We start from the raw sequence: 26819 nt of genomic DNA on the forward strand, positions 1-26819 counted from the left end.
CGTATGGAACCCTAGACCCCTAAAAAATCTAGCATTTCTCCGAGCATAGATCGAAGTCATAAATCAAGTATTAATTTTCGGTTCAGAATCAGGCGTTGGTGTTTTCACCACAGTTTCAGCCGGGTTCAGAGCAGCTCGCCCGCAAGCGAATTTGCCCCCGACGCGGTGATGCGCACGTCGCGCAACTCACCCACCTCGACATTGGCGCCCGAGACGTGAACCGAATGAAGATACTCGGATTTTCCGACCATTTGGCCAGGCAGGCGACCGGGCTTCTCGAACAGAACACGGACATTCCGGCCTACCATGGCATCCTGAATTTCGCGCTGATGGCGGGTGATCACAGCTTGCAAACGTTGTAGGCGGTCATCCGCCGCCTCAGGATCAACCTGAGACCGCTCGGCCGCCGGCGTACCGGGTCGCGTCGAATATTTGAACGAATATGCATATCCGTATCTAACTTGCTCCACCAGATCCAACGTGGCCTGAAAGTCCTCTTCTGTCTCCTCGGGGAAGCCCACGATGAAGTCGCCCGACATCATGATATCGGGCCGTGCTTCACGGATGCGTTCGATCAGGCGCAGATAGCTGTCCGCCGTGTGGCTGCGATTCATCCGTTTCAGAATCCGGTCCGAGCCCGACTGAACCGGCAGGTGCAGATAGGGCATCAGCTTGTCGCAGGTTCCGTGCGCTTCGATCAGGTCATCGGCCATGTCGTTGGGGTGCGACGTGGTGAATCGGATACGTTCCAGCCCGTCAACCTTGTTCAACTCCCAGATCAAGCCCGCCAGCGTCATGTCACCGTTCGGGCCAGCCCCGTGATAGGCGTTGACGTTCTGACCCAGCAAAGTGATTTCGCGCACGCCGCGTTCGACCAGATCCTGCGCCTCGCGGATGATGCGATCCGCCGGGCGGCTGACTTCGGCCCCGCGGGTATAGGGCACAACACAGAAGGCACAGAATTTGTCGCAACCTTCCTGAACGGTCAAAAACGCCGTGGGGCCGCGCTTGGCTTTGGGTCGGTTCTTGAGCTTTTCGAACTTGTCTTCTTCCGGGAAATCGGTGTCCAGCGCCTTGGCACCCTCGCGGGTCTTGGCTTCCATCTCGGGCAGACGGTGATAGCTTTGCGGCCCCACCACCAGATCGACCAGAGGCTGACGACGCATGATCTCTTCGCCCTCGGCCTGTGCAACACAACCGGTCACCCCGATCTTAAGATCAGGCTTTTCCGCCTTCAGACCTTTGAAACGACCCAACTCGGAATAGACCTTTTCAGCGGCCTTTTCACGAATGTGGCAGGTGTTCAACAAGATCATATCAGCGTCATCGGGGCTTTTTGTCTTTACATATCCCTGACCGCCGAGCGTTTCGGCCATACGTTCGCTGTCATAGACGTTCATCTGGCAACCATAGGTCTTGATGTACAGCTTTTTAGGTTCCGACATGGGTAGGGCCTTTTGCGTTCGCGGGATCGGCGTCATCTATACCTTACGAACGCCGCTTGCAATGCCCGCGCGATTACCCGATTTTGACCCAAAACACCAGCAAGACGAGCGCGAACAGGCCATGCAGTACGACTCTGTAAACTCTTTCCTGCAATCCGGCACGGATGCGCTGAAAAAGGGGCCGATTGCCCTGATCTTTGCCGAGGACGATGTCGAACTTGAAAGTACAATACGCCATCACCTGAAACTTGGGTTTACCAATCTGATCGCCTTTATGCCCGCAGAATTCACACTGCCGGAGGAATTGACAAAACGTATTCACCGGGTTGCGTTGACCTGCGCACCGCGGACCGTCGTTTTCGACACGATTAACAAGGTGATTGAAGCCGCTCCATCCAATTGGATGTATTACTGCTACAACGCCGAATACCTGTTCTTCCCCTTCTGCGAGACCCGCACCATCGGTGAGATGCTAGCCTTTCACACCGAAGAACGCCGCGATGCGATGTTGACCCATGTGGTCGATCTGTATGCCGATGACCTTACGGCTTTCCCCAACGGAGTGGCTCCGGATCGTGCTATGCTGGACCGCATTGGATACTATGCCCACACTCGCCACACTCCTGACGGTCAGCCGCTAGAGCGCCAGCTGGACATGTCCGGTGGTTTGCGCTGGAGGTTCGAAGACCACATCCCCTATGAACGCCGCCGCATCGACAGGATTGGCCTGTTCAAGCCCCGCAAAAATCTGCGCCTGTTGCCCGATCACACCTTTAGCGAACCAGAATATAACACGTATTCCTGCCCCTGGCACCACAACCTGACCGCAGCGATCTGCTCATTCCGTGCGGCTAAAGCACTGAAATCAAACGCCGGGTCGACCTTCGACATCCCAAGCTTCAAGTGGCGGAACTCGGTCGCGTTCGAATGGAACTCGACCCAATTGCTGGATTTGGGCCTGATCGAATCCGGTCAGTGGTTCTGATCCAACCTTCATCTGGCCAAAAATATCCCTGGAGAGGTGCGGCCCCGCCGCGCCGGGGGCAGAGCCCCCTATCGTGGCCACACCATCGGAAACCAATCCTCACGCAGACGCTGCCCGGGCACCATGTCATGGCCCGGAAACGGCGGTGAGGTTCGACCGGGTCGCTCTACATAGCGCGCGTCATCGCCCACCAGACGCAGTGAAAACGCACGACGGCGGCTGTCAGAGTGATTCCCGCGCGCGCCGTGCAGCGTGTGATAGTTGAACGCTACCGCGTCACCTGGCTGCATCTCGAACTCGACCACGCGCATCCCTTCAGCATCCGGGTCAGGGACAGGAATGTATTGGCCCTCATCGGGAAAGAACCCTTCTTCGGACACCCAGCGAGTCGGTAGAACCTCTTTCTCCCACTGGTGCGATCCGGCCACGCAGCGCAAGGTCGCTTTTGTCACCGGATCAAGCGGTGACCAGAAACTGATCGTCTGCTGACCTTCAACAAAATAATACGGCCCATCCTGATGCCACGGCGTTGCCATCGAGGTGCCCGGTTCCTTCACCAGGACGTGGTCGTGAAACATCTGAACAGTTTGTGACTGCATCAGATCGGCGGCAACCTCAGCTGCCGGAGAGTTGTGGATCACATCTTGAAACTGTTTGACCCTCGTCCAATTGCAATAATCGTCAAAAAACAGTCCGGTCTCGCCCTGTTTCTTATTGTCCGAAGCGTATGGGCCAGGCTCAGCCATGTTCGCCGCAACCCCATCGCGCAAGGTTTCCACATAATCGGCAAACAGTCTCCGGATCAGAACAACACCGTCGCGCTGATAGGTGTCGATCATGTCTTGCGTCACAAGGGGATGGGTCATGTCAGTCTCCGTGCCGATTGCGTTGTGATCTGCGCATGGCATTGGTCTCTGTTCAAGTCATATCTTTTGAAGCTAAATATAAAACCATGTTATACCTTTCACTTAGACAATACGAATATGTCTGCGCCATTGGACGATACGGCGGCCTGTCCGCGGCGGCCCAACATCTGAATGTTTCGCAACCGGCTTTGTCCAACGCCCTAACACGGGTCGAAGACCAACTGGGGTACCCATTATTCACACGAAAGCGCGGTGCTGCGATGACCGTGACCCCGCAAGGGCGCTCATTCATCGAACAGGCCGAGGCATTGCTGTCGCGCGCCGCGAAACTGGAAAACGCAACCTCCACGGGGCCTGCAGCGGCTCGTTTGCGATTGGGATGTTTCGACGATCTTGCCCCCTTCCTGCTCGCCCGCGCCTTGCGCCTGTTGCGAGAGGGCCTTCCAGATGTCCATGTGACTTACCGGGTAGATAATTTCCAAGGTTTAATCTCAGGCTTAGTTCAGGGTGAGATCGACTTTGCGATTACCTATGGGCTGACGCTGGATGCCGGGTTCACGACCACGTCGCTCTGCATCACATGCCCGAACGCGGTGATGTCTCCGGATCATCCGCTTGCGGAGCACAGGCATCTCTCGTTGAAGGAAATCGCGGCGTATCCCTTGATCCTGTCGGACGAAGGACTTTCTGCCCAACATTTTCTGACTTTGTTTCGCAAAGCTGGGCAGACACCCAATGTCGCACACCGCGCTGCATCACTTGAAATCCAACGCAGCCTGGCCGCAAACAATGAAGGAGTCGCTATGACCTATGCGAATATCCCCGCTGCAGTTAGCTACGATGGGAGGCCACTGGTTAGTCGACCTGTCACCGATGATTTCGCAGCCGAGCCCGTCGTGCTCGCGCGGCATGGAACGGGTCCAATGGACACCCTCTTGGACAGAGCGCAAGATATCCTGTCGGAATTAACGACGTAAGGTTACTTCTTTCGCAACCGGATCACGACATCGACCGAAGCGATCTCGACCCCTTCGGGTGCTTCGGGCAGGCGCTGGATCACAAGCTGTTCGGATGGTGCATCGCTCAGGCGCCCTTCATCCTCCCAGAAAAAATGCGGGTGATCATGCGTGTTGGTGTCGAAATAGCTTTTCGACCCGTCTACAGTGATTTCCTGCAGAACGCCCGCGTCGCAGAATGCCCGCAGAGTGTTGTATACAGTCGCTAAAGACACGGCATCGCCGTTCTTTTTAGCTGATTCAAACAGGCTTTCCGCCGTCACATGACGGTGCTTTCCGTCCCCGACCAAAAGCTCGGCCAGGGCCACACGCTGACGCGTCGGGCGCAGTCCGGCGTGAACCAACCAGTTCGTGGCTATGCTCTGGCTTTCTGGTGTCATGAATCCGATACCGTTTTGTTGCTGAATTATATATAGGTGCTGAAGTCAGGTAATTTCAAATGAAATTCATTCGCAAAGAACGGACAGAACACCGCATGATGTTGGCCACCGCTCTTGCAGGACCTTGCATACGGGTGCTAGACGAGGCCAGATTGAATGAACAGACCCCTGGCAGGAGAGGCGGCAAGAATGGCCCAATTCCCGAGCAGCTTTGACAAGGATGATCTGCTGAAATGCGCCCGTGGCGAATTATTCGGCCCCGGTAACGCGCAGTTGCCTGCCCCGCCGATGCTGATGATGGACCGGATTATCGATATCTCAGCCGATGGTGGCGCGTATGGCAAAGGTCATGTTTTGGCTGAATTCGACATTACTCCGGATCTGTGGTTCTTTGACTGCCACTTCCCCGGAAACCCGATCATGCCCGGCTGTTTGGGGCTGGATGGCCTGTGGCAGCTGACCGGCTTTAACCTGGGCTGGCGCGGCTGGCAGGGGCGTGGCATGGCTGTTGGCGTGGGCGAGGTCAAGCTGACCGGCATGGTCCGCCCCGACCGCAAGATGCTGACTTACAAAATTGATTTCAAAAAAGCGATCCAGACGCGCCGCCTGACCATGGGTGTGGCGGATGGCATCGTCGAAGCGGACGGTGAAATGATTTACGACGTCAAGGACATGAAAGTCGTCCTGTCCGAAGCCTGAGCCTGATCGGCCCGAAATAAGGAGCACGCATATGCGTCGAGTAGTTGTCACCGGTTTGGGGATTGTCTCCTCCATCGGGAACAATGCCCAAGAGGTTCTGGCCTCACTCAAAGCTGGCAAATCCGGCATTGAGGCCAACGACCAGATGGTCGAACACGGTTTTCGCAGCCAGATTGCCGGCTCGCTGAAGATCAACGTGACAGAGCATGTGGACAAGCGCACCTTGCGTTTCATGGGGCCCGGCGCGGCTTATGCCCATATCGCGATGAGCCAGGCTATCGCAGATTCCGGTCTGACCGAAGATCAGGTGGTGAACCCGCGCACAGGTCTGGTGGCAGGCTCGGGTGGCCCCTCGACCAGCGCCATGCTGACAGCGCATCAGACCGTGCTGAAAAACGGCGCGACCAAGCGGATCGGGCCGTTCGCGGTGCCGAAATGCATGTGCTCGACGATTTCGGCCAACCTTGCAACGGCGTTCAAGATCAAGGGCATCAACTACTCAATTACCTCGGCCTGCTCGACCTCGCTGCATTGCATCGGCAACGCGGCGGAACAGATCATGCTGGGCAAGCAGGATGTGATGTTTGCAGGCGGCGGTGAAGAACTGGACTGGACGCTGTCCTGCCTGTTCGACGCGATGGGCGCGATGTCGTCGAAATACAACGACACGCCGGACAAAGCCTCGCGCGCCTTTGATCAGAATCGCGACGGGTTCGTGATTTCCGGTGGCGGCGGCATCGTCGTGCTTGAGGATCTGGATCACGCTTTGGCGCGTGGGGCCAAGATCTACGCAGAAGTCACCGGCTATGCAGCCACTTCGGATGGGCATGACATGGTGGCGCCTTCGGGTGAAGGCGGCGAACGCGCGATGCGTCTGGCCCTGTCCACCCTGCCCGAAGGCCGCAAGGTTGGATACATCAACGCCCACGGGACCTCGACCCCGGTCGGCGATGTGGGCGAGGTTGAAGCCGTGCGCCGCATCTTTGGCGAAGGCAACGTGCCGCCGATTTCGTCGACCAAGTCGATGACCGGCCACGCGCAAGGCGCTGCGGGCGCATTGGAGGCGATCTTCTGCCTGCTGATGCTGGACAATGATTTCATTACACCGTCGATCAATGTCGAAACGCTCGCCGAAGGCATCCAGCCCGGTGAAATTGCAACGCAAGTCGTTGAAAATGCGGGACTCGACTCGGTGATGACCAACAGCTTCGGCTTTGGCGGCACCAACGGATCCATGGTTCTTTCAAAGTATAACGGGTGAATGTGATGTCGGATCTTCTTAAAGGCAAACGCGGCCTTATCATGGGCGTGGCCAATGACCGCTCGATCGCGTGGGGCATCGCCAAGGCCATGCACGAAGCGGGCGCCGAACTGGCTTTCACCTATCAGGGCGAAGCATTCGGAAAGCGGCTGGAGCCCTTGGCGCAAAGCCTCGGCAGCGACTTCATGGTCGACGCGGATGTGACCGACGACGAATCGCTGGATCGCGCCTTTGACGAACTAGCCCAGCGTTGGCCGACGATTGATTTCGTGGTCCACGCAATCGCCTATTCGGACAAGTCGGAACTGACCGGCCGGTTCTTGAACACAACGCGGGCGAACTTTAAACATTCGATGGATGTATCGGCCTACTCTTTTATCGAGGTCGCCCGCCGCGCCTATCCCATGATGAAGGACAATGGTGGCACTTTGCTGACGCTGACCTATCAGGGCTCGAACCGCGTGGTTCCGAACTACAACGTGATGGGTGTCGCCAAGGCGGCGCTGGAATCGGCTACGCGCTATCTGGCCAATGATCTAGGCCCCGAAGGCATTCGCGTGAACGCCATCTCGCCCGGTCCGATGAAAACACTGGCCGGTGCGGCCATCGGTGGCGCACGCAAGACCTACAAGTTCTGCGACCAGAATGCGCCAATGCGCTCGAACGCGACGCTGGAGGCCGTGGGCGGCACTGCTGTGTACTTGGCATCAGAAGCCGGAGCCTGCACCTCGGGCGAGATTATCAAGGTAGATGGCGGGTTCCACGTACTGGGCATGCCGCAGCCAGACTTTATGTGACCCGAGTTTTCCCTGCCGGTGCCAAGATTTGACCATCTTTCACCGGCAAAACAGGCGGCATGAGCAAAGCTGATCATATTGTTGCAAGCAACGCGCGCTCCTCTAGGTCCCGTCGTAAATCGGGTTTTCTAGGGGTACGCGGGCGGATTGCATTGCTGGGCCTGACAACATTGTTAATGTTGTTTGTGTTTTTCACGCAGCCGCAGGTTCGTGCTGAGTTCGAATCCTGGACCAGCCTGATTACAGGCTGATCCTCTCTGCTACGATAGGTCAGTTGACCGAAATAACCTCGACGTCGAAAATCAGATCCTGACCAGCCAATGGATGATTTGCATCCAGCGTCACTGTTGCGTCGTCAGCCTCGACCACCGTGACTGGCAGCACCTGACCTTCAGGCGTCTGCATCTGCAGTTGTGATCCTGGTGTCAGGGGAATGTCATCCGGGATACCTTCGCGGGGGATACTTTGCCGCATTTCTGGATTAATCGGTCCATAGGCATCAACGCAGGCAATCTCGACTCGCTTCTTTTCGCCAACCGTCAGACCCGGCATCGCACTGTCCAGACCCGGGATGATCTGGCCCGAGCCTACCACGAACTCCAACGGGTCGCGCCCGTCCGAACTGTCAAAGACGTTTCCGTCCAACAGCGTACCGGTGTAGTGAATGCGAACAGTGTCGCCCTGTTTGATTGCGGTCATTCTGGCCTCCGGCCGTTAAAGAGTTGAACGGCCAACCCTAGGGGCTGACACGTCATTGTAAACCCTTCCCCCTTTCAAGCGACCACCTGTTGTGCAAACCTGCGCCGGATGGATGGAGGGGACACGATGCCGATCACAACATGCGTTTTCGACGCCTATGGCACGCTTTTTGATGTCGCGGCTGCGGCACGACGGGCCGCGGCAGAACCGGGCTTTGAATCATTGCAGGAAAAGTGGCCCGACCTGGCGAATTACTGGCGCCTGAAACAGTTGCAATACACATGGCTGCGCGCCGTTGCCGACGCTCATGCTGATTTCTGGGACGTGACCCAAGATGGGTTGGACTGGGCGCTGGAGGCCACTAGTCTGGACGGCAACGCGACCTTGCGACAGCGCTTGCTGGACCTGTATTGGGAATTGCAGGCTTACCCCGAGGTTCCCGCCATGCTAGCCGCTCTGAAAGCCGGCGGCCTTCAGACTGCAATACTGTCGAACGGCTCCCCTCCGATGCTGGACGGAGCGGTCCAATCGGCCGGCATCGGCGATGTACTAGACGATGTTCTGTCGGTCGAAAGTGTCGGCGTCTTCAAACCGCATTCCAAAGTCTATGATCTGGTTCAACAACGTTTTGGATGCGCGCGGGACGAGGTTCTGTTCGTGAGTTCAAACGGGTGGGACGCCGCGGGGGCCAGCGGGTACGGCTTCGTGACCACTTGGGTCAACCGGGCACAGGAGCCGATGGATCGCTTGCCATGGAAGCCTGCGCATGTACTGTCCGACCTGACGACCATTCCCCAAATCGCAGGACTGTAATGCCCTTTTTCACGACCACTGACGGCAAGAAACTATATTTCGAGGACACCGGGTCCGGCGCGCCTGTTTTCTGTCTTGCAGGGCTGACCCGTAACACGCAGGATTTTTCGTTTCTGGCGCCACATATGGCCGATCATCGAATGATCGCGATGGATTACCGGGGGCGTGGACAATCGGATTATGACCCCGACCATGGAAACTACAACGTCTTGCGCGAAGCGCATGACGCCATTGAATTGCTGGATCACCTTGGCCTTGAGCGGGTATCAGTGATCGGAACGTCACGCGGGGGTCTGATCGCCATGGCACTGGCTGCCAGCCACCCGGAGCGTCTGGCCGCAGTTGTGCTTAACGATATTGGCCCTGTCATCGATACGTCGGGTATCGCCAAGATCATGGACTATGTCGGCAAACAACCCGTATCAAAGACCTATGACGACGCGGCGCGTGCCCTGCCGCACATGATGCAGGCGCATTTCCCCGGTGTCCCACTGCAAAGGTGGCGACAAATGGCTGAGTTCCAGAACGAGGAAACCCCGCAAGGTTTGAAACTGCGCTATGACCCAAGCCTGCGCACCGCTCTTCTGGATCAGGCAGCGGCAGGCGCGATACCGGACATGTGGCTGTTCTATGAAGCTCTGCGAAACATCCCGACCGGTGTTATTCGCGGCGAAAACTCGGACGTGCTAAGCGAGCAGACCCTGGCCGAGATGCATGATCGACATCCGGGGCTGGTCTCTGTCTCGGTTCCAGACCGGGGCCATGCGCCTTTTCTGGATGAACCTGAGTCGCTTGATCTGATCCGAAAAACACTGGACGCCCTATGAGCACATTGCAAATGATCGAAGCCGCCGCTGAGCGGCTGAAAGGACATGTGCGGGAAACGCCGCTGCTGTCTTCTCCGTTCATTGATGAACTTGCCGGCCGTCGGGTTCTGGTTAAACCCGAGTGCCTGCAGCACACGGGCAGTTTCAAGGTTCGAGGGGCTTGGTCGGCCATCTCCGCATTGGGTGAAGCCGAGCGCCAGAGCGGTGTGATCGCCTATTCGTCGGGCAACCACGCACAGGGGGTAGCGTATGCCGCCGCACAACACGGCATATCCTCCGTCATCATCATGCCCTCGGACGCGCCTCAGCTGAAAATCAACAACACCCGCGCTTTGGGCGGAGAAGTGGTGTTGTACGATCGCGCTAATGAAAGCCGTGAAGAGATCGGCGAAGCCCTTGCAGCCGAGCGTGGCTTGACGCTGATCCGACCCTATGACGAACCACAGGTTATAGCGGGTCAGGGCACGACGGGATTGGAGATCGCCCGGCAAGCCACTGCCCTCGGCGTCACCCAAGCCGACGTTCTTGTCTGCTGCGGCGGAGGCGGGCTGACGTCTGGAATTGCGCTGGCATTGGAGGGTCACGCTCCGGGGCTTCGCCCGCGCCCGTGTGAGCCCGAAGGATTTGACGATGTGAAACGCTCATTGGCGACCGGGCATATTCAGGCGAACAAGGCGACATCCGGAAATCTTTGCGATGCGATCCTGACACCGCAGCCCGGCGACCTCACCTTTCCCATCCTGAACCGTTTGTGCGGTCCGGGCCTTTCGGTCACGGAAGAGGAAGCCCTTCGCGCCATGGCCCAAGCGTTCTTGCGATTGAAAATAGTGTTGGAGCCCGGCGGCGCTGTGTCGTTGGCGGCCGCTTTGTACCGTGGCGCCGAAATTGAAGGTGACACGGTTATCGTAGTGGCATCTGGCGGCAACGCTGACCCGGAAGTCTTTGGAAAAGCGCTGGAATTCCTGACCTGACAACACAGGACCGATAAGGCAGGGTGCTGGCTGAACGTATGACGAATGGGGATTGTGTCATGCAAATTGCAGATTTCGGGGACATAAAGCTCCATTACCGTGAGGATGGCGATCCAAGCGGGGCACCGGTCGTATTCGCCAATTCGCTGGGCACGGATATGCGGCTTTGGGACGCCGTATTGCCTCATCTGCCGGCCGGGCTTCGCCTGATCCGGTATGACAAACGGGGGCACGGGCTGTCTTCTGCACCACCTGCTCCGTATTCTATGGGGGCGCTGGTTCGGGATGCAGAATCCCTGCTGGATCACCTCGAAATCCGGGATTGTGTGTTCGTGGGCCTTTCGATTGGCGGGCTGATCGCACAAGGGTTGGCCGTCAAACGGTTGGACTTGATCCGGGGGTTGGTCTTGTCGAATACCGCGGCCAAAATCGGCACCCCAGCGATGTGGAACCAGCGTATGGACGCCATTCGTGAGGGTGGGATCGAAGCGCTGGCAGACGCCACAATGGAACGCTGGTTCTCAAAAGCCTTTCGGGCGACGCCAGATCACCTGTTATGGCGCAACATGATGGCGCGACAACCCGAGGACGGATACTTGGGATGTTGCGCGGCGATTTCAGGCACGGATTTCTATACGCCAACCAGCGGCTTAAGATTGCCTTCACTGGGCATTGCCGGCAGCGAGGATGGCTCAACTCCGCCTGATCTGGTACGGGAAACCATTGATCTTGTCCCCGGCTCTCGTTTTGAACTGATGCGCCGAGCCGGGCATCTGCCCTGTGTCGAGCAACCCCAGGAATACGCAGCGATTCTAAGCCGTTTCCTGGCGGATATCGGGCATATCTGAAGGAGAACAGCATTGGCAGATTTCCTTTTGGTCCATGGGTCATGCCACGGTGCGTGGTGCTGGCGCGATCTGATCCCCGAACTTGCCGCCTTGGGGCATACGGCACGCGCAATCGACATGCCTAGCCACGGTGCTGATCCGACACCGGTTTCCGAGGTCACATTGCAGGGATGCCGCGACGCGGTACTCAAGGCGTGTTCGCCGCAGACGATTGTCGTCGGGCATTCATGGGGCGGCTACCCGATCAGCGCCGCGGCCGAGGCCCAGCCGACAAGGATGCGCGCCTTGGTGTATTTGTGCGCCTACCTTCCCAAAGACGGGATGTCGATGATCGAGATGCGCCGACAGTCCGCTCGTCAGACCATCGGAGATGCGGTGGATAAATCGGCAGATGGTCTATCCTACACGGTCAAGCCCGAGCGGGTTCAGGATCTGTTTTATCACGACTGCCCGGCTGAAACCGTACCCTATGCGCTTTCGCGGCTATGTCCTCAGGCCATTGCGCCGCAAGATACGCCCCTGCCGCTCAGCGATGCATTCGCGCGCGTATCCAAGGCTTATATCCAAGCCACCGACGACCGCACGATCCCGCCCGAGTATCAAAAGCAGATGAGTTTCGGCGTTCCCGAAGCCATGCGGCATAGCATCGACAGCTCTCACTCTCCGTTCTTTTCCCATCCGGGTCAGCTGGCCGAAATATTGGACAGTATCGCAATTGACTTGCCCCACGAGGGCGGGGCGTAAGCCACTTTTCAGCGATAAACTCTGTGGCTAGAGTGCCGGAGTATTCACTCAGCGGTTTCCATGCGTCTTCCCTTTCTCTTTGTCCTGCTCACAGTCATGATCGACGCAATGGGCATTGGGCTGGTTCTGCCGATCATGCCCGAACTCATCGTCGAAGTTCAGGGCAGTACGCTGGCCGGTGCAGCAGTTTGGGGAGGTGTTCTCAGCACTGCATTTGCGGCAATGCAATTCGTCTTCGGCCCCATCCTCGGCAATCTTTCAGACGCCTATGGGCGCAGAGCAGTTCTGCTGGTGTCGCTGTTCGTTATGTCGTTGGACTATGTGGTGATGGCATTGGCGGGCAGTATATGGCTGCTATTGGTTGGGCGGATTGTCGGTGGTGTCACAGCGGCCACCCACGCCACTGCAGCAGCCTTTATGGCAGATGTTTCCAAACCCGCAGAAAAGGCGGCCAATTTCGGTCTGCTCGGCGCAGCTTTCGGCGTCGGGTTCGTTTTGGGCCCCGTGACCGGCGGCCTGCTGAGCGAATACGGGACCCGCGCCCCCTTCTGGGCAGCCGCAGCATTATCGTTGGTAACCTTTGCAATTGGCCTTTTCGTAATGCCCGAAACCGTGACCGACAAAACGCGCAGAGCTTTCAATCTGCGCCGCGCAAACCCAATCAATTCCCTCCGCGCCATTGCGGGATTGCCCGGCATTCGCCCGATGCTGTGGGTATATTTCCTCTATTCGATCTCAATTTACGTATACCCTGCCATCTGGGCTTATTTCACCACCGAACGGTTTGGGTGGTCCCCCCAGATGATCGGCTTGTCCCTTGGTGTTTATGGAATTGGCATGGCTGCCGTTCAAGGCGGGTTGATCCGGCCAGCTACCCGGTATCTGGGCGAAAGAGGAACGATCATCTACGGCATGGTCATCGAGATTATCAGCTTCGCTATTCTGGCGTTTCTGACAAGTGGTCGGATCGCATTGCTGCTGATCCCTCTCACCGCGCTGGGTGCGGTTGTGACCCCCGCCTTGCAAGCGATGATGTCCAAGGCTACGCCGGACAGCCAGCAAGGCGAGTTGCAGGGCGTCCTTACCTCACTGCATGCCCTATCGATGGTGATTTCCCCCTTGCTGATGACCAGCGTCTTTGCGCAGTTTGCCAGACCAGATACGGGACTTTATCTGCCGGGTGCCCCTTTCTTGCTGGCCATGGCCTTGATGGTCGTCGGCTTTGCAGCCTTTCTGAAAGCAAAACCAAAAAAAGTGTAACAGCGACACCGCTGTGACGGATTCCACCTTGCAGCCTGCAATCCGGCGCGCCACCGTGGCCCAAAGGAAATGAGGGAAGAGATGCAAACAATCAAAGCCGCCGTCTGCCGGGCCTTCGGTGACCCCTTGGTCATCGAGGACATCCAAATCGCGCCACCTCAAACGGGCGAGGTCGAAGTCACTCTGGACGCGGTCGCGATCTGCCACTCGGATATATCCTACGCAAGCGGTGCCTGGGGTGGGTTCCTGCCTGCCGTTTACGGGCACGAGGCCGCGGGCGTCATTACTGCGGTTGGTCCGGCAGCTGGGGGCTTTGCCATCGGCGACCCGGTTGTCGTCACCCTCATCCGCGCCTGCGGATCCTGCCCGTCTTGTGCAGGCGGTAACCCAACGATTTGCGAAACGCCATATGACACCGTTAAAGGGCCGCTGCGCACGGCCGACGGTGGACCGCTGGAACAGGCCATGGCCTGCGGTGCCTTTGCCGAAAAAGTTGTGGTCAGCCACCGTCAGATTGTGAAAATCCCGGCAGACATGCCCAAGGATGTAGCCAGCCTATTGTCCTGCGGTGTGATCACCGGCGTGGGGGCCGCGGTGAACGCCGCCGGTCTGCGTCCAGGGCAGGACGTGGTCGTGATCGGCGCTGGCGGCGTGGGGCTAAACGCCATTCAGGGCGCGCGTATCGCCGGAGCGCGGCGCATTGTGGCCGTCGATATGACCGAAGATAAGTTGGACATCGCTGCAGAGTTCGGTGCGACGCATGGTGTTTTGGCGACGTCGAAGTCACCATGGAAGGACGCCTACAAAGCCTTGGGCGGGCGTGGGGCCGACGCCGTGCTGATCACGGTAGGCGCCATCCCGGCCTATGATCAGGCACCCCGATATCTTGGGCCCGGTGGGAAGGCTGTCATGATCGGGATGCCTCATTCTGGTGATCAGTCAAGCTATGAACCCGTTATCCTTGCAGCGCTAGGGCAAGGCCTGATCGGATCGAAAATGGGCGACGTGGTCATACAGCGCGATATTCCCTGGATGATTGACTTGTATGAACAGGGGCGGCTGAAGCTGGACGAGCTGATCTCGGGCCGGTGGTCGTTGTCGCAGATCAACGAGGCGATCGCAGACACCAAAACCGGCTCGGCCAAGCGAAACGTGATCATGTTCGACAAAGCCTAAGGCAAACGACCGGAGGAGACGCCATGAAGCTGCAGGACCTCGACATCATTGTGACCGCTCCGCCGGCACCCGGTTGGGGCGGGCGCTATTGGATATTGGTCAAAGTCACGACCGACACGGGTATAACCGGTTGGGGCGAATGCTATGCTTCATCTGTAGGCCCTGATGCTATGCGCCACGTCATTCGGGACGTCTTTGAGCGTCACATGCAGGGCGAAAACCCCGAAAACATCGAGCTTATGTTCCGCCGCGCCTATTCCAGCGGCTTTACACAACGACCCGATCTGACAGTCATGGGCGCGTTTTCGGGGCTTGAGATCGCCTGCTGGGACATTCTGGGCAAAGATCGCGACCGTCCCGTCTACGCTCTGCTGGGTGGGCTGGTGAATGATCGGATCCGCGCCTATACCTATCTGTACCCCCTACCCCAGCATAATCTTAACGACTTTTGGACTGCACCTGATCAGGCAGCTGAATGCGCTGCTGAAATGGTCCGGCGCGGCTTTACAGCGGTCAAGTTCGACCCTGCCGGGCCTTATACAATACGCGGCGGGCATATGCCTGCAATGTCCGATATCTCGATGTCTGTCGCCTTCTGCAAGGCCATCCGTGAGGCCGTGGGCGACAAGGCCGACCTGCTGTTCGGCACCCATGGCCAATTCAATACCGCCGGTGCGATCCGCCTGGGTCAGGCGCTAGAGCCATATTCGCCACTCTGGTTCGAAGAACCCACGCCCCCCGACATGATCGAGGACATGGCCCGTGTTGCCCGCAATATCCGAATTCCTGTGGCAACAGGCGAACGAATGACCACGAAGGCCGAGTTCGGAGCCGTCCTGCGCGCAGGCGCAGCCGAGATTCTTCAACCTGCACTGGGCCGTGCCGGTGGCATCTGGGAAATGAAGAAAGTCGCTGCAATGGCCGAGGTCTTTAACGTACAAATGGCTCCGCACTTATACGCGGGGCCGGTGGAATGGGCCGCGAATATTCATCTGGCGGCTTCGATCCCAAATCTGCTTTTGCTGGAAACGATCGAGACCCCATTTCACGACGCCCTGATCAAAAGCACGTTGCGCGTTGAAAACGGTTTTGTAACGGCACCGGCGGCTGCAGGCTTGGGCATCGATGTCGACGAAGACTTGGCGCGGGCGCATCCTTTGACAGGTGACGGATTACACCTTCAGATGCAGGAAGAACCTTGCAATTACGTCGACGGCAATGCGTTTCAGGGCGGTGCCCCTGCAACCGAGGGGTGACAAACTGCTGCGGTTTGGGGCATATTACCTTGACCCCCTATCACAAGCAGGCCCCTACGTGACACTTAAGGAAAAAGACGCTCAGGATCAGGACAGCGCCCTTTCAGATATGCAAGAGAGCGCCGCGCATGCCGCTGCGTTCCTGAAAATTCTGGCCCATGAAGGCCGCCTGATGATCCTTTGCCATTTGGGCGAAGGTGAGAAATCAGTGGGTGAGCTTGAGAACCTGCTGAATATCCGACAAGCCGCCGTCAGCCAGATGCTGGCGCGATTGCGCGGCGAGGGGCTGGTGTCGACCCGGCGCGAGGGGAAAACGATCTACTATTCGTTGCAGGACGGAAACACGGCCCAAATGATTGGTTTGCTTTACGACCTGTTCTGTAAACCGCAAGACTAGTTTGACACATACCCTGCAATCACCTGCATCAGCTTAAAGGCCGTGGCGGCATCGTTTTCGACAACGGCCAAGAACTCTTCTTCCCCGATCCGCAGGCAGGACAGATTCGTCTCGGCAAGCATGCTCAGTGCGCGCGGCTCTTTGCGGATCAGGCCCAGCTCTCCGACCAGCGCTCCTGCACCAACTTTTGTGATCAACTGATCCGGTCCGTCAGGTTGTGGCAGATACAGACCCGCTTCGCCTTCCAACACCACATAGGCCCCATCTGTGGGTTGGTCGTCCTTGAGGAACACAACCTCGCCAGGCTTGGCGTCAAACCAGCGGGCACCAAAAGCCAAAAGGCGCAGCTGACGACGGTCAAGACCCGAAAACAGCGGCGTCTGCTCAAGCGCGCGCAGCTTGCGCGCCAAGTCGGCCGAGGCTGCACTGTCTTCTTCCACGTCCGCAGGTCCTTCATCTGAAACCACCCGACCCTGCCGGATTTCGGCATACATGTCGAATACATCCGGATTGTCATACTGATCGTTCAGATAAATGACGGTCGTCTCAGGTAGCAAAGAGCGTATATTCTTATAGACCGCCACCTGCGTGGCCATGTCATAGCTGGCCAGCGCATTATCCAAAATCAGGATATCCGGTTTCTTGATCGTCGCGCGCGTGAACGAGAGCGGCTCGGCAAAAACCGCCGGGAGATTCTGACCACCCAGCGCCACCGGAACGTCATAGATCAATTCGACCACCTGTGGCCGTGCCCCGTTGCGGTCAAGAACATCCACGATCAGTTTGCGCACCTCATCTGAACGCGCACCCCCAATCTGGCTGACCTTGCCGAACAACGCATTCTCCATCACCGTCAGGCCGGGCGCAAATTCTTCGGCATTCAGTGGCACAAACACGTCGTGCAAAGTCTCAAGCAGTTTATGCGAATGACTGTGGCGCAGTTCAAGAATGCGGTTCTTCAGTTCATCTGAAAATGCCGGACCGATTTGCTCGGCCGAAATCACAACGGGAACCGCAAGCAGGTTAGCGAGCTGTTCGTCATTCAGACCCGAGACCCCCTCATCCCGCGTCTGCTCCAGCAATTCTATCGCGCTTTCATAAGTCTGTGCTTCAAGGCCCAGCTTTCGAAACAGCGGATGGTCTGTGCCGTCCAGACCAAAGATCTGCCGCAGCATATCCACCACATCGCGCGTCAGGTTGACCAGTGTCTCGTCCAGGCCCAGTTCTCGCAGCTCTCCCAAAAAGACAGGTTGGCGGGCCAGCAAGTCCTGCGTCACAGGCACACGCGGGGTCGCGAACAGCAGGTTTTCGGCAACGGGTAAGGCAGGATTGTAGCAGCACCAGTCGAAGATCAGGGCCTGCTGTTCAAGCCCGGCATCTCGCACCGCTCGCTGTACGAGGGGTCGCAATTCAATAAGCTTCCGGGCCAGATCCTGGTGTTCGCCCGGTTCAAAGACCTGTTCTGCCCCACGTTGAAAAAGCGCCGCGCCCGAGCCCATGCCGTCGATCAGATGCAGCCACCAGTCGCGCAGAGATTCGGCGTTTTCAACACCAGCCCGCGAAGGGTCAAGCCATTCGGCTCTGTAGGGATCGTCGCTATTCCCTGCCCGCCGGGTCTCTGCAAAGTCGTGATCTTCGACCCCGCCTGTCACCGGCTTGAACCGCATCGGCATCATAACGTTGTCGCCCAACGAGCCTTGAAACATCACCGGACGCGAAGACGCGTATCCAACTCGTGCAGCAACGACGCCTTGGTGCAGGTCGGCCATGTTTTCCGCCCCGATTTCAACCCGACCGGACGAAGGCATGATCTCGCGCGTCAGCAATTCTGCCAGGGCGCGCCGATCTTCTTCGCTGGGGGCTGCGACGCCGATGGTTTTTCCACCGGGAAAGGTCAGGTTCAGGTCATCAAGAACCTGATTGCCGTCCATATCCCGGACCGAGACGTGACCCAGTGTTATATCGCCGTTCAGGCGCGGCGTGCTGTCTGGTTCGCCTTCGAACAGTTTTTCGTCAACCATTCCCGCGGGTGCAAACCGTTCAACCACTACGTCCCAGCGCAATGACATGTCCTGAGTCTGATTGTAGTAGGTCAGCAGCTCTTTCCACGGAGAGCTCAGGTCCTTGTAGGCCGCCAGCGCCGCGACAAGCGCACCCAGCGAGACCGAGCCCTGTAGAACCAGCAATCCGCCGACCAGATAAAACAAGAACGGCGTCAGTTGCGAAATGAAGTTGTTGATGAACTTCATAAAGAACTTTTTCTGGTAAATCTCGAAACGAATGCTGAACAGCCGCCCCAGCTGGTCCGAGATCATCGCACGACGATACCGCCACCCCCCATTCGTGCGCAGCGTCGACGCGCCCGCCGCGTTTTCCCCGATTTGGGCGGCCAGAATACGAACTTCTTGAATCCGGCTTTTGTTCAGCAGGTTGATCTGGCGTTGCAGCTTGGGGATCAACCAGGCCTGCACCGGGATTAAGGCAACCGCGGCAAGGCCGAACCAGACACTTTGCAGAAACAGGAAAGACAGGATGGTGATCATCTGCCCGGCCTGCAGCACGGGTTGGCTGATCGCGTCCCCCATCAGCCCGCCCATCGGCTCGCTTTCGGCAGTGATCATCGAGACCATCTCACCCTGGCTGACGCGCTCGAAATAAGGTTGGGGAAAGCGCAGCGCGCGACTGATTAGTTGATACCGGAAACGACGCAGCATCCGCTCGCTCAGAACGCCTTTCATCGTGTTGATCCGCATTTTCATCAGGCCGTGGGCCAGAACCGCAGCCAGAAACGCGAAACACAGGATGATCAGGAAGGTGGTCTGCGGCAACTGATAGCCCATCACGTTCACCACCGAGCTTCCGGCCCCGATCGCATCGTTGATGATCCGTTTTGGCAATTCCAGCGTCAGGTAAAGCAGCGGAAACAGCGTCGCAGTCACGGCCAGCAAGATCAACTGATCGCGTTTGGAGTATTTCCAAATAAAGCGGAAAATCGTGCGTTCTATGGAACCTGCCCCTGTTGCGGATCACTGACCCGATCTTGGCGACATTGTCGCAAATCCAATGGTTTGAATTTACCGCAATCGTGGCCAGCGACGCAAACAGTTTCCAATTTGATCAGATTTTCGCCGAATGTAAACAAGTTCATTTGCGCAACCACAAGTTACCGCCTAGTGTTTAAATCAGGACGATGTCGGGAGGATTCATTTGCCTGCCAATTTAGGCGCAGTGTTTTTGATGCTCTGCTTATTGCAGATCAAACATATGTTTGCGGACTATTACCTCCAAACGCCGAAAATGCTGGCGGGACGCGGGGAATATTTTCATATGGGACGCGCACAACATGCGGCAGTGCATGTTGTGGGGTCCGTCATTGTTTTCCTACTATTTGGCTCGCCTTGGGCATTTATTCTTATCATCGCCGCGCTGGAATGGATCGTTCATTTCAATATTGATTTCGCAAAGGCCAGCTATTCCGACAAAAAGCAACTAATGCCAACGCAAGCGGCCTTTTGGCGCGCGGCCGGGCTGGATCAGTGCCTGCACAATCTAACCTATGTCGCAATGGTCTGGGCCTGGGTGAAATTCGCAGCTTAGGCGACCTTACCCAACGCACTCTGCCGGTAAGCTGACAGCCACATCTTGTCCAATTCATCTATTCGGTCGGTGTCAAACGCATCCGAATGCTCCCAATAGCGACCCGACGGCACGTAGTAACCAAGCTCTTTTTCACGCTGCAATGCCGCACTCATCCCATGCGTGCACGGCAGATCGACCGAACCAAGCGATGTCGAAGCGACCGAAGGATAGACCAGCCTGCTTTCCCCGTTGGAAAGCCGCACGATCCGACATCCCTGAGCAGCACCGAACAACCCAAGCCGAGCCGATTTTGCTTCAAGTGACCTGAGCGTAACGTCAGCACGCAAAGGATCGGCCGCCCCGGTTCCATAAAAATGTGTCTTTCCAGCGCTGGGGTATACCATGTCACAGCCGAAATATGCCAACACAGAGGGGCGCAGCGCAGCCAGTGCCCAGTACCCTGCGGTAAAGGCCATCGTGCCGCCCGCGTAGACGAACCCACCATAGTCATTTTGCAAAGGTACGTAGTCTGCGGCACCAACAATGGATTGACTGCTAAGCGTCGCGGCGGGTCGGTTCTCGACCGGGAAGTCCTCGGGGTGGATCAGTACATCCCAATCATTACGAATACGCCAGGCGTTGTTGATCGCCACTATGTGCGTAAATGGCGAACGCTCCCAATCTTTCGCTGCAACGGCAGCCGGCGCGCTTCCAATAATCAAAACTCGGGTCTGAGTATCGGTCATTCTGGGGTCCTGCCTTGTTGCAGTCCCCAGAAAGGTTAGAGCGTTTTACGCGTCAAACTACCCCAAAACTGAAAAACTGCTTTCCTCGTTGATCGGGCGCTTCCGGGAATAAAACCCCACGTCGATCACGCGATTGATATAGGGCAACGTAAACTGCAGCGGTTGGGCGTCATGATCAGCGCCACCTTCGACATAGTCTATCAGAGCAGCCATCATCTTGCCGGCAATCGGCGCATTCTTGTATTGGTTCCCGCTTGTGCCGCAGGCCATGTAGAACCCCGGCAGGCTGGATTTGTCATAGATCGGAATCCAATCGGTCGAGGCGTCATATAGGTCCACCACACCACGCGTCTTAGACGGGATGCCCAGGCTAGGAACCCGCTGGGCATAGCGCATCGCCTGCGTGGTCCATTGGTCGGTGAAATCACGGTTGTAGTTGACATCATCCTCGCACCACTGATGCGGATCGCACTCCGGGTCTTCCGAGCCCACAAGGATGTGGTTGCCATGCTCGGGGCGGCAATACAGCGCGATGTCGCTGTCCGAGACGATGGTGCCATCGTTTTCAAAATCGAACCCTTCGGGCGCAGGCACATGCACGACTTCTTGCCGAAGAGGGCGCGTCTCGATGGTCATATCATCCAGCACCCCTGCCATACCGTTGATGATGGCCGACCCCGGCCCGGCCACATTCACCACCACCTTGGCACGAATCTCCTCACCATTGGCCAGCTTGACCCCGGCTACGCGCCCGGCCTCTGTCAGAATTTCAACCACCTCGGCCCCTGTTCGCACCTCGGCCCCGTGCTGTTTGGCGGCATCCATCAGGTTCTGCGCCGACAATGCCGGATCAGTCACATAGCCTGCCTGTGGCCAGAACACTCCGCCTTGCATCTTCCGTCCGTTGGACAGGCCAAACTCAGGATCGTCCATGCGTTTTGGCGGTGTGAAACTGTCCATGGAATAGACAGGCAAGCGCTCGGTGATCTTCTCGGGTGTCCATTCCTCGAACGGGCAATCCAGATCCGCGCTGTTAACCATGTGTTTTTCCAACGTCCCGTTGGCCTCGGTCTTCATCACCAGGCACCCGGTCTCGCGGAACTGCGCCAGATTAGCGTTTTCTGGCAAGCCCAGATACGCGGCCCAGTCGCGCCAATAGTGATAGCCCTCCCACGCAAAGGCGGTGCCATCAAAGGTGGAGTAATGCATCCGAATAATCGCGCATGACCCGGCGGTCGAGCCATGCCCAACCTGCGTATTGCGATCCAGTGACAAGGTTTTCCACCCGGCCTTGGCCATCTCGAACGCGATAGCTGCGCCGATCACGCCTGTTCCGATGATGATTGCGTCTGGTTGGGTCATGACGGATCTCCTGTCCAGTAGCGCCGGGAATAGGCGCTGAATTCCTCGATCTCTTCACGGCGCGGCTCAACCCCGGTGAAGACAAACAAATAGTGCGGCACCATGGCGATCCGCACAGACATGGGTTCGTTCAGTTGCGCCAGATCGTATCCGATCTGCATGTAGTACAGCACGCGGGCTCGGGTTTCGGCCTCGACCTCGGGATACCCATAGCGCGCGAACATCGCGTGCAAAGCCTCTAGCCGCCGCGCATCCGACTGATCCAGCGCACGACGCACTTTGCCCGATTTACGCGCCCAGTCGCGGATGGCGAAATCCAGCGCGGTGTCGAACAGATCGGTGTTCACCACGCAGCGATGCACATTGCACACCGCGCCCGTGATCGTGTCTGCCGGGGCCTCGGCCTGACGGATCAACCCAGCGGTGTTGGTCGCCTGCCAGCGTGCCAACAACGCGTCCAGCAGCTCTTGCCGCGATTTGAAATACCAATAGAACGAAGACCGCGACACAGCCATCCGCTCGGCCAGATTCAGCACTTTGATCTGGTCGATCCCGTCCGAGATCAGGACGTCCATCGCCACGTTCAACCAGTCGTCGCGCGTGACCTTTATGTTACCCACCAGAGGCTCGGCCTCGGGGTCGTCGCGGTGCAGGATCGGTTTGCTCATTCAACTCTCGGGCGGCGCACCGCCCTCCTCTGTGCGTCGGGCAATGAAGTCGTGCAGATCGCCCAGCCGGTCAGAGTTCTGAACGGGGGATTCGAAATTGGCAAGGATGTCCTTCCAGACCCCGGTCGCGCGATGGTTGGCATCGACCGATCCGCGTTCCGTCCACGTGCCGAAATTGGCATAGTCGTGCAGATGGGGTTGGTAGAACTCGGTGTTATAGCGCTCCATTGTCTGACTGGTGGCAAAGAAATGTCCGCTGGGGTCGACCTCGCGCAGCGCGCTATCGAACCCGATCTCGGAGGCGCCGGCCTGCGCGCCATTGCACAGCTCGGCCACCATGTTCAGCACTTCGGCATCGCTAACCAGTTTTTCGTAGGATACGGTCAAGCCGCCTTCGAGCCACCCGGCCGAATGGATGATCACGGTTGCCCCGGCCATCAGACAGCCCCACAGGCCGAACTGGTTTTCATTCGCCGCCTGCACGTCATTGATATTCGAGGCCGACCCCGCAGCCGACCGCCATGGCAGGCCCAGATGCCGCGCCAACTGCCCCGCTGCCAAGGACGCCTGAAAGTGCGAAGGCGTCCCGAAGGCAGGCGCGCCCGATTTCATGTCTACGTTACTTGTGAACGTCCCATAACACACCGGCGCGCCGGGGTTGGCCAGCTGCGTCAGGGTCAACGCGGCCAGCGCCTCGGCATGGGACAGAGTGATAGCACCCGCCACGGTGATCGGAGCCATCGCGCCCATTAGCGTGAACGGTGTGATGATCGAGATTTGGCCGTGCCGCGCAAAGTCGATCAACCCTTGCGCCATCGGAATATCCAGCGTGCGCGGGCTGTTGGTGTTGATGATCGTATAACAATGCGCGTCCGCGCGGAATGCGTCATCCGAAAGCCCTCGTGCGATAGACAGCATCTCAAAACTGTCCAAAACCTGCGGTTTCCCACGTGAGAAGAAGAAAGGGAACTTGTCCGTCAGCTCCATCTGCGCGCGCGTCGTGAAGTAGTGTCGCACGTTGGTCGGAACATCCTGCGGTTCGACCAAAGGCGAGATCATCTGGAACACGTCGAAATGATGGGTGAGCTTCAGGAATTCCAGATAGTCGCGTCCCGATCCCGGCCGCCGCCCTCGTTCAAGGTCGGTGGCGTTGGGGGCCGCGGCACCAGGTTGAAAGACCAAGGATCCCAATTCCAGCGTGAAATCCCGATGCCGCGCCCCTGCCCGACAAGCGATGGATTTGGGGGCCGAGGCGGCAGCGGCCTCGACCATATCCTTGCCAATAAACACCATCTCGGTGTCTTCATCGACCTTGGCCCCAGCCTTGGCGAACAACGACCGCGCTTCGGGCAGCAGCACCTTGATGCCCAGTTCCTGCAACAGACGTAAGGACGACGCGTGCATGTCGGCGATCTGATCCGCCGAGAACACCTCCATCGGCGGAAACGGGTTTCTGAGCTGGCGGTAATTCACATCCCGTTTGGGTGCGGGGGCGGCTTCGGCCCCACGTCCCCGCCTGCGTCTGCCACGTTGAGCTTCCATGTTCAGCCTCGCATCGCTTTGCCTTGTGGGTCGTACGGTGATGGCGCAACGATCCGTGCAGAGCGTTCGACACCGACCACATGCACTGACAACTCGGTCCCCGGCTCGGCCTTGTCTCGGTTGACCAGCGCCATTGCCAGCGATTTGCCGGTATAGTGGCCGTACCCGCCCGAGGTCACAAAGCCCACGCGTTCGCCGTCCGCCCAGATGGGCTCGTACCCGCTGGCGTCAGCGTCCAATGCGTCGACCTCCAGCGTGACCTGCACTTGGGCCGGTCCGTTGCCGTCGCGTTCCGCCAAGGCAGCCTCTTTGCCGACAAAGGATTTGTCCCAGTCGATCCAGCGATCCATCCCGGTCATGCCCGGCGTATAAAGCTGCGTGAATTCCGCCGACCAGATGCCAAAGCTCTTTTCAAGCCGCGTGGACAGCATCGCGTTGAAGCCACATTCGCGGATACCTTCGTCGGCCCCGGCTTCCAGCAAAATCCGACGCAGTTTGATGTGGTCGCCATAGCGGCAGTTGATCTCATAGCCCTTCTCGCCGGTCACAGACATACGGGCCACGCGGGCGCGGACCAAACCAATATCGAACTCGCCGCAGCCCATGAATTTCAGGCCCGAGATATCCTGCTCGGCCAGCTTCTCGACCACCGCCTGCGATTTCGGGCCAACCACCGCAAACCCGCAATATTCTTCGCCCAGATCGCGGACCGAGACACCGTCGATCATGTGGTCATCGAACCACCGCATGTGCCAGGCGCGCAGGTAATAACTGCCCATGATCCACCACGTCCCGTCGCCCCAGTTCAGAACGGTCAGGTCACCCTTCAGCCGCCCGTTCTCACCCAGCATCGGGGCCAGCTTGGCACGCCCCGGCGCAGGCAGTTTCGAAGCCATCACCCTGTCCAGCCAAACCTGCGCGTTGGGGCCGCTGACTTCGAACCGCGAGAAGCCGGTAATATCCATCAAACCGACACCCTCGCGGATCACCTTGCACTCCTCAGCCACGATGTCATGCGCGTTTGACCGTTTCAGGGTTGGCGTTTCCTCGAACCCTTTCGGCGCAAAATAGAGTGGCACTTCCAGATCCCAGCTGACGCCCCACTTACACCCGGCTTCGGTCATAGCATCATGCGCCGGGGCCATTTTCAGAGGACGCCCCGCAGGCAATTGCTCGTTCGGATAGGTCATCACGAAGCGGCGTGAATAGAACTGCCCCGTGGTTTCGCGGATATAGCGCTTGTTTTGCGCAAAATCGCCAAAGCGGGCCACGTCCATCGGCCACGCGTCGGCTTCGGGCTCGCCATGGATCATCCACTCGGCCAGTGTTTTGCCAACGCCGCCACCTTGCAGGAAGCCCGCCATCACAGCACAGGCCGACCAATAGCCACGCTTGCCCGGCACCGGCCCGACCAGAGGGTTGCCGTCCGGCGCAAAAGTGAAGGCGCCGTTCACCCAAGTCTTGATACCCACATTCTGGATCGAGGGGTAGCGTTCGAAACCCAGTGTCAGCTCATTCTCGATCCGATCCAGCTGTTCCTGAAACAGTTCCTCGCCATAGTTCCACGGCGCGCCGTCCATGGCCCAGTGTTCGTGCTCGACCTCGTAGATACCGACCAGAACGCCTTTCTGGTCCTGCCGCATATAGGTGAACCCTTCTAGGTCCACGGTCATCGGCATCTCGAAATCGGCCTGCGCGACCTCGGGCACGGTATCGGTGATTAGATAGTGGTGTTTCAGCGGAGAAACCGGCAGTTCTACCCCCGCCATGCGCCCGACCTGCTTCGCCCAGAGCCCCGCCGCGTTGACCACATGCTCGCAGGTGATCGTGCCCTTGTCGGTCACAACCTCCCACCCATCGGCCGTCTGCGTCAGGCTTTCGACCTTGGTTTCCTCATAGTATTCCGCACCGCGCTTTTTCGCCGCCGTCGCGTAGGCCTGGACCGTACCAGTCGTGTCGATATTGCCTTCGCGATCAGCCCACATCGCGCCCAAGACGCCATCGGTGGACATGATCGGGCAGCGTTTCTGCGCCTCTTCCGGCGACAACAATTCGCAGTCATCAATGCCGATGGACTGGAAAATACGGTAATTCGCCTGCAACCACTCCCACCGTTCGGGCGTACCTGCCAAGGTCAGACCGCCGGTCATGTGCAAACCGATATTCTGGCCTGATTCTTTCTCGATCTCACTCAGCAGGTCGATCGTATAGGCTTGCAGCGCCGCCATGTTTGGATCGGCATTCAGCGCGTGAATACCGCCCGCTGCGTGCCACGATGACCCCGAGGCCAGCCGTCGTCGCTCAAGCATCACCACATCCGACCAGCCGAACTTGGCCAGATGATACAAAACCGAAGCGCCTACGACCCCGCCTCCGATAACCACAACGCGATACTGAGACTTCATCCCGCTCTCCCCTGCATGACTTAAACGGGACGCTAGACGCACTGTTCACTTCTGTCTAGACATTTATGTACAGTTCG

Annotated in this window: 25 protein-coding genes; 15 read left to right on the forward strand and 10 right to left on the reverse strand. The window is 58.0% G+C overall.

All coding sequences use genetic code 11. The features are described 5' to 3' along the window. Positions 1-125: 125 nt before the first annotated feature. A complete protein-coding gene (gene miaB, locus AC2FF7_RS10015; protein ID WP_480866286.1) occupies positions 126-1445 on the reverse strand; it encodes a tRNA (N6-isopentenyl adenosine(37)-C2)-methylthiotransferase MiaB in 1320 nt (439 codons plus the stop codon). 121 nt (positions 1446-1566) lie between these two features. Between miaB and AC2FF7_RS10020 the strand changes: the two genes are divergently transcribed. Then, positions 1567-2430 carry a hypothetical protein gene (locus AC2FF7_RS10020; RefSeq protein WP_170753945.1) on the forward strand — a complete coding sequence of 288 codons (864 nt, stop codon included), beginning with the start codon at positions 1567-1569 and terminating at the stop codon, positions 2428-2430. A gap of 68 nt (positions 2431-2498) precedes the next feature. Here AC2FF7_RS10020 and AC2FF7_RS10025 read toward each other — a convergent pair whose 3' ends face one another. Further along, complete coding sequence (locus AC2FF7_RS10025) at positions 2499-3296, reverse strand: phytanoyl-CoA dioxygenase family protein (protein WP_480866288.1); 798 nt, start codon at positions 3294-3296, stop codon at positions 2499-2501. A gap of 86 nt (positions 3297-3382) precedes the next feature. On the opposite strand from AC2FF7_RS10025, the gene AC2FF7_RS10030 reads away from it, so the two are divergent. Continuing rightward, positions 3383-4273 carry a LysR family transcriptional regulator gene (locus AC2FF7_RS10030; protein WP_480866290.1) on the forward strand — a complete coding sequence of 297 codons (891 nt, stop codon included), beginning with the start codon at positions 3383-3385 and terminating at the stop codon, positions 4271-4273. A gap of 2 nt (positions 4274-4275) precedes the next feature. Here the strand turns inward: AC2FF7_RS10030 and irrA are convergent, their stop codons facing one another. Then, positions 4276-4692 carry an iron response transcriptional regulator IrrA gene (irrA, locus tag AC2FF7_RS10035; protein WP_170354845.1) on the reverse strand — a complete coding sequence of 139 codons (417 nt, stop codon included), beginning with the start codon at positions 4690-4692 and terminating at the stop codon, positions 4276-4278. Positions 4693-4881: 189 nt separating this feature from the next. Between irrA and fabA the strand changes: the two genes are divergently transcribed. From fabA to AC2FF7_RS10050, 3 genes are read left to right on the forward strand one after another with little or no spacing between them, the layout of a single operon-like run. Continuing rightward, a complete protein-coding gene (gene fabA / locus AC2FF7_RS10040) occupies positions 4882-5391 on the forward strand; it encodes a bifunctional 3-hydroxydecanoyl-ACP dehydratase/trans-2-decenoyl-ACP isomerase (protein ID WP_480866652.1) in 510 nt (169 codons plus the stop codon). Positions 5392-5422: 31 nt separating this feature from the next. After that, the gene (fabB, locus tag AC2FF7_RS10045) at positions 5423-6652 is read left to right on the forward strand and encodes a beta-ketoacyl-ACP synthase I (RefSeq protein ID WP_480866291.1); all 1230 of its coding nucleotides are present in this window, start codon (positions 5423-5425) and stop codon (positions 6650-6652) included. 5 nt (positions 6653-6657) lie between these two features. Then, positions 6658-7449, forward strand: coding sequence for an enoyl-ACP reductase FabI (locus tag AC2FF7_RS10050; RefSeq protein WP_480494153.1), 792 nt, complete (start codon positions 6658-6660; stop codon positions 7447-7449). Positions 7450-7719: 270 nt separating this feature from the next. On the opposite strand, the gene AC2FF7_RS10055 is transcribed toward AC2FF7_RS10050, so the two are convergent. After that, positions 7720-8148, reverse strand: coding sequence for an FKBP-type peptidyl-prolyl cis-trans isomerase (locus AC2FF7_RS10055; protein WP_170354841.1), 429 nt, complete (start codon positions 8146-8148; stop codon positions 7720-7722). A 126-nt stretch (positions 8149-8274) separates the two neighbouring features. On the opposite strand from AC2FF7_RS10055, the gene AC2FF7_RS10060 reads away from it, so the two are divergent. The 9 genes from AC2FF7_RS10060 (at position 8275) to AC2FF7_RS10100 (ending at position 16440) form a co-directional block, all read left to right on the forward strand. Then, the gene (locus tag AC2FF7_RS10060) at positions 8275-8961 is read left to right on the forward strand and encodes a haloacid dehalogenase type II (protein ID WP_496905586.1); all 687 of its coding nucleotides are present in this window, start codon (positions 8275-8277) and stop codon (positions 8959-8961) included. Then, the gene (locus AC2FF7_RS10065; RefSeq protein WP_480866295.1) at positions 8961-9788 is read left to right on the forward strand and encodes an alpha/beta fold hydrolase; all 828 of its coding nucleotides are present in this window, start codon (positions 8961-8963) and stop codon (positions 9786-9788) included. Before AC2FF7_RS10060 ends, AC2FF7_RS10065 begins: the two co-directional genes overlap by 1 nt. Beyond that, a complete protein-coding gene (locus AC2FF7_RS10070) occupies positions 9785-10759 on the forward strand; it encodes a threonine ammonia-lyase (RefSeq protein ID WP_480866296.1) in 975 nt (324 codons plus the stop codon). Before AC2FF7_RS10065 ends, AC2FF7_RS10070 begins: the two co-directional genes overlap by 4 nt. A 59-nt stretch (positions 10760-10818) precedes the next feature. Beyond that, positions 10819-11607, forward strand: coding sequence for a 3-oxoadipate enol-lactonase (pcaD, locus tag AC2FF7_RS10075; protein ID WP_496905587.1), 789 nt, complete (start codon positions 10819-10821; stop codon positions 11605-11607). A 12-nt stretch (positions 11608-11619) separates the two neighbouring features. Continuing rightward, a complete protein-coding gene (locus AC2FF7_RS10080; protein ID WP_480866298.1) occupies positions 11620-12351 on the forward strand; it encodes an alpha/beta fold hydrolase in 732 nt (243 codons plus the stop codon). A gap of 60 nt (positions 12352-12411) precedes the next feature. Beyond that, a complete protein-coding gene (locus tag AC2FF7_RS10085; protein WP_496905588.1) occupies positions 12412-13611 on the forward strand; it encodes a TCR/Tet family MFS transporter in 1200 nt (399 codons plus the stop codon). 81 nt (positions 13612-13692) lie between these two features. Next, the gene (locus tag AC2FF7_RS10090) at positions 13693-14787 is read left to right on the forward strand and encodes a Zn-dependent alcohol dehydrogenase (protein WP_496905589.1); all 1095 of its coding nucleotides are present in this window, start codon (positions 13693-13695) and stop codon (positions 14785-14787) included. Positions 14788-14810: 23 nt separating this feature from the next. After that, positions 14811-16043, forward strand: a complete 1233-nt coding sequence (locus AC2FF7_RS10095) for a mandelate racemase/muconate lactonizing enzyme family protein (protein WP_496905590.1) — start codon at positions 14811-14813, stop codon at positions 16041-16043. 109 nt (positions 16044-16152) lie between these two features. After that, positions 16153-16440 (forward strand): ArsR/SmtB family transcription factor, encoded by a 288-nt coding sequence (locus AC2FF7_RS10100; RefSeq protein WP_170355056.1) that lies wholly within the window; start codon positions 16153-16155, stop codon positions 16438-16440. Here AC2FF7_RS10100 and AC2FF7_RS10105 read toward each other — a convergent pair. After that, the gene (locus AC2FF7_RS10105) at positions 16437-19433 is read right to left on the reverse strand and encodes a cyclic nucleotide-binding domain-containing protein (protein WP_496905606.1); all 2997 of its coding nucleotides are present in this window, start codon (positions 19431-19433) and stop codon (positions 16437-16439) included. The genes AC2FF7_RS10100 and AC2FF7_RS10105 overlap by 4 nt on opposite strands. 244 nt (positions 19434-19677) lie before the next feature. Here AC2FF7_RS10105 and AC2FF7_RS10110 point away from each other — a divergent pair, with 244 nt between their 5' ends. Next, positions 19678-20037 carry a DUF3307 domain-containing protein gene (locus AC2FF7_RS10110; RefSeq protein WP_170355054.1) on the forward strand — a complete coding sequence of 120 codons (360 nt, stop codon included), beginning with the start codon at positions 19678-19680 and terminating at the stop codon, positions 20035-20037. On the opposite strand, the gene AC2FF7_RS10115 is transcribed toward AC2FF7_RS10110, so the two are convergent. From AC2FF7_RS10115 to AC2FF7_RS10135, 5 genes are read right to left on the reverse strand one after another with little or no spacing between them, the layout of a single operon-like run. Next, on the reverse strand, positions 20034-20765 hold the full coding sequence (locus tag AC2FF7_RS10115; protein ID WP_480866306.1) for a hypothetical protein: 732 nt from the start codon (positions 20763-20765) through the stop codon (positions 20034-20036). The genes AC2FF7_RS10110 and AC2FF7_RS10115 overlap by 4 nt on opposite strands. A gap of 57 nt (positions 20766-20822) precedes the next feature. After that, positions 20823-22127, reverse strand: a complete 1305-nt coding sequence (locus AC2FF7_RS10120; protein ID WP_480866308.1) for an NAD(P)/FAD-dependent oxidoreductase — start codon at positions 22125-22127, stop codon at positions 20823-20825. Beyond that, positions 22124-22795: a TetR/AcrR family transcriptional regulator gene (locus tag AC2FF7_RS10125; RefSeq protein WP_170354830.1), complete on the reverse strand. Its 672-nt coding sequence runs from the start codon at positions 22793-22795 to the stop codon at positions 22124-22126. Before AC2FF7_RS10125 ends, AC2FF7_RS10120 begins: the two co-directional genes overlap by 4 nt. Continuing rightward, positions 22796-24337, reverse strand: coding sequence for a trimethylamine methyltransferase family protein (locus AC2FF7_RS10130; protein WP_496905591.1), 1542 nt, complete (start codon positions 24335-24337; stop codon positions 22796-22798). Between the two features lie 2 nt (positions 24338-24339). Further along, positions 24340-26742 (reverse strand): GcvT family protein, encoded by a 2403-nt coding sequence (locus AC2FF7_RS10135; protein WP_496905592.1) that lies wholly within the window; start codon positions 26740-26742, stop codon positions 24340-24342. Between the last annotated feature and the right edge of the window lie 77 nt (positions 26743-26819).

The sequence above is a fragment of the Ruegeria sp. YTSC325 genome (assembly GCF_059609525.1).

Coding starts and splice junctions, on each gene's coding strand:
- miaB (WP_480866286.1), bottom strand. CDS start 1,445: ATGTCGGAACCTAAAAAGCTGTACATCAAGACCTATGGTTGCCAGATG.
- AC2FF7_RS10020 (WP_170753945.1), top strand. CDS start 1,567: ATGCAGTACGACTCTGTAAACTCTTTCCTGCAATCCGGCACGGATGCG.
- AC2FF7_RS10025 (WP_480866288.1), bottom strand. CDS start 3,296: ATGACCCATCCCCTTGTGACGCAAGACATGATCGACACCTATCAGCGC.
- AC2FF7_RS10030 (WP_480866290.1), top strand. CDS start 3,383: ATGTTATACCTTTCACTTAGACAATACGAATATGTCTGCGCCATTGGA.
- irrA (WP_170354845.1), bottom strand. CDS start 4,692: ATGACACCAGAAAGCCAGAGCATAGCCACGAACTGGTTGGTTCACGCC.
- fabA (WP_480866652.1), top strand. CDS start 4,882: ATGGCCCAATTCCCGAGCAGCTTTGACAAGGATGATCTGCTGAAATGC.
- fabB (WP_480866291.1), top strand. CDS start 5,423: ATGCGTCGAGTAGTTGTCACCGGTTTGGGGATTGTCTCCTCCATCGGG.
- AC2FF7_RS10050 (WP_480494153.1), top strand. CDS start 6,658: ATGTCGGATCTTCTTAAAGGCAAACGCGGCCTTATCATGGGCGTGGCC.
- AC2FF7_RS10055 (WP_170354841.1), bottom strand. CDS start 8,148: ATGACCGCAATCAAACAGGGCGACACTGTTCGCATTCACTACACCGGT.
- AC2FF7_RS10060 (WP_496905586.1), top strand. CDS start 8,275: ATGCCGATCACAACATGCGTTTTCGACGCCTATGGCACGCTTTTTGAT.
- AC2FF7_RS10065 (WP_480866295.1), top strand. CDS start 8,961: ATGCCCTTTTTCACGACCACTGACGGCAAGAAACTATATTTCGAGGAC.
- AC2FF7_RS10070 (WP_480866296.1), top strand. CDS start 9,785: ATGAGCACATTGCAAATGATCGAAGCCGCCGCTGAGCGGCTGAAAGGA.
- pcaD (WP_496905587.1), top strand. CDS start 10,819: ATGCAAATTGCAGATTTCGGGGACATAAAGCTCCATTACCGTGAGGAT.
- AC2FF7_RS10085 (WP_496905588.1), top strand. CDS start 12,412: ATGCGTCTTCCCTTTCTCTTTGTCCTGCTCACAGTCATGATCGACGCA.
- AC2FF7_RS10090 (WP_496905589.1), top strand. CDS start 13,693: ATGCAAACAATCAAAGCCGCCGTCTGCCGGGCCTTCGGTGACCCCTTG.
- AC2FF7_RS10095 (WP_496905590.1), top strand. CDS start 14,811: ATGAAGCTGCAGGACCTCGACATCATTGTGACCGCTCCGCCGGCACCC.
- AC2FF7_RS10100 (WP_170355056.1), top strand. CDS start 16,153: ATGCAAGAGAGCGCCGCGCATGCCGCTGCGTTCCTGAAAATTCTGGCC.
- AC2FF7_RS10110 (WP_170355054.1), top strand. CDS start 19,678: ATGCTCTGCTTATTGCAGATCAAACATATGTTTGCGGACTATTACCTC.
- AC2FF7_RS10115 (WP_480866306.1), bottom strand. CDS start 20,765: ATGACCGATACTCAGACCCGAGTTTTGATTATTGGAAGCGCGCCGGCT.
- AC2FF7_RS10120 (WP_480866308.1), bottom strand. CDS start 22,127: ATGACCCAACCAGACGCAATCATCATCGGAACAGGCGTGATCGGCGCA.
- AC2FF7_RS10125 (WP_170354830.1), bottom strand. CDS start 22,795: ATGAGCAAACCGATCCTGCACCGCGACGACCCCGAGGCCGAGCCTCTG.
- AC2FF7_RS10130 (WP_496905591.1), bottom strand. CDS start 24,337: ATGGAAGCTCAACGTGGCAGACGCAGGCGGGGACGTGGGGCCGAAGCC.
- AC2FF7_RS10135 (WP_496905592.1), bottom strand. CDS start 26,742: ATGAAGTCTCAGTATCGCGTTGTGGTTATCGGAGGCGGGGTCGTAGGC.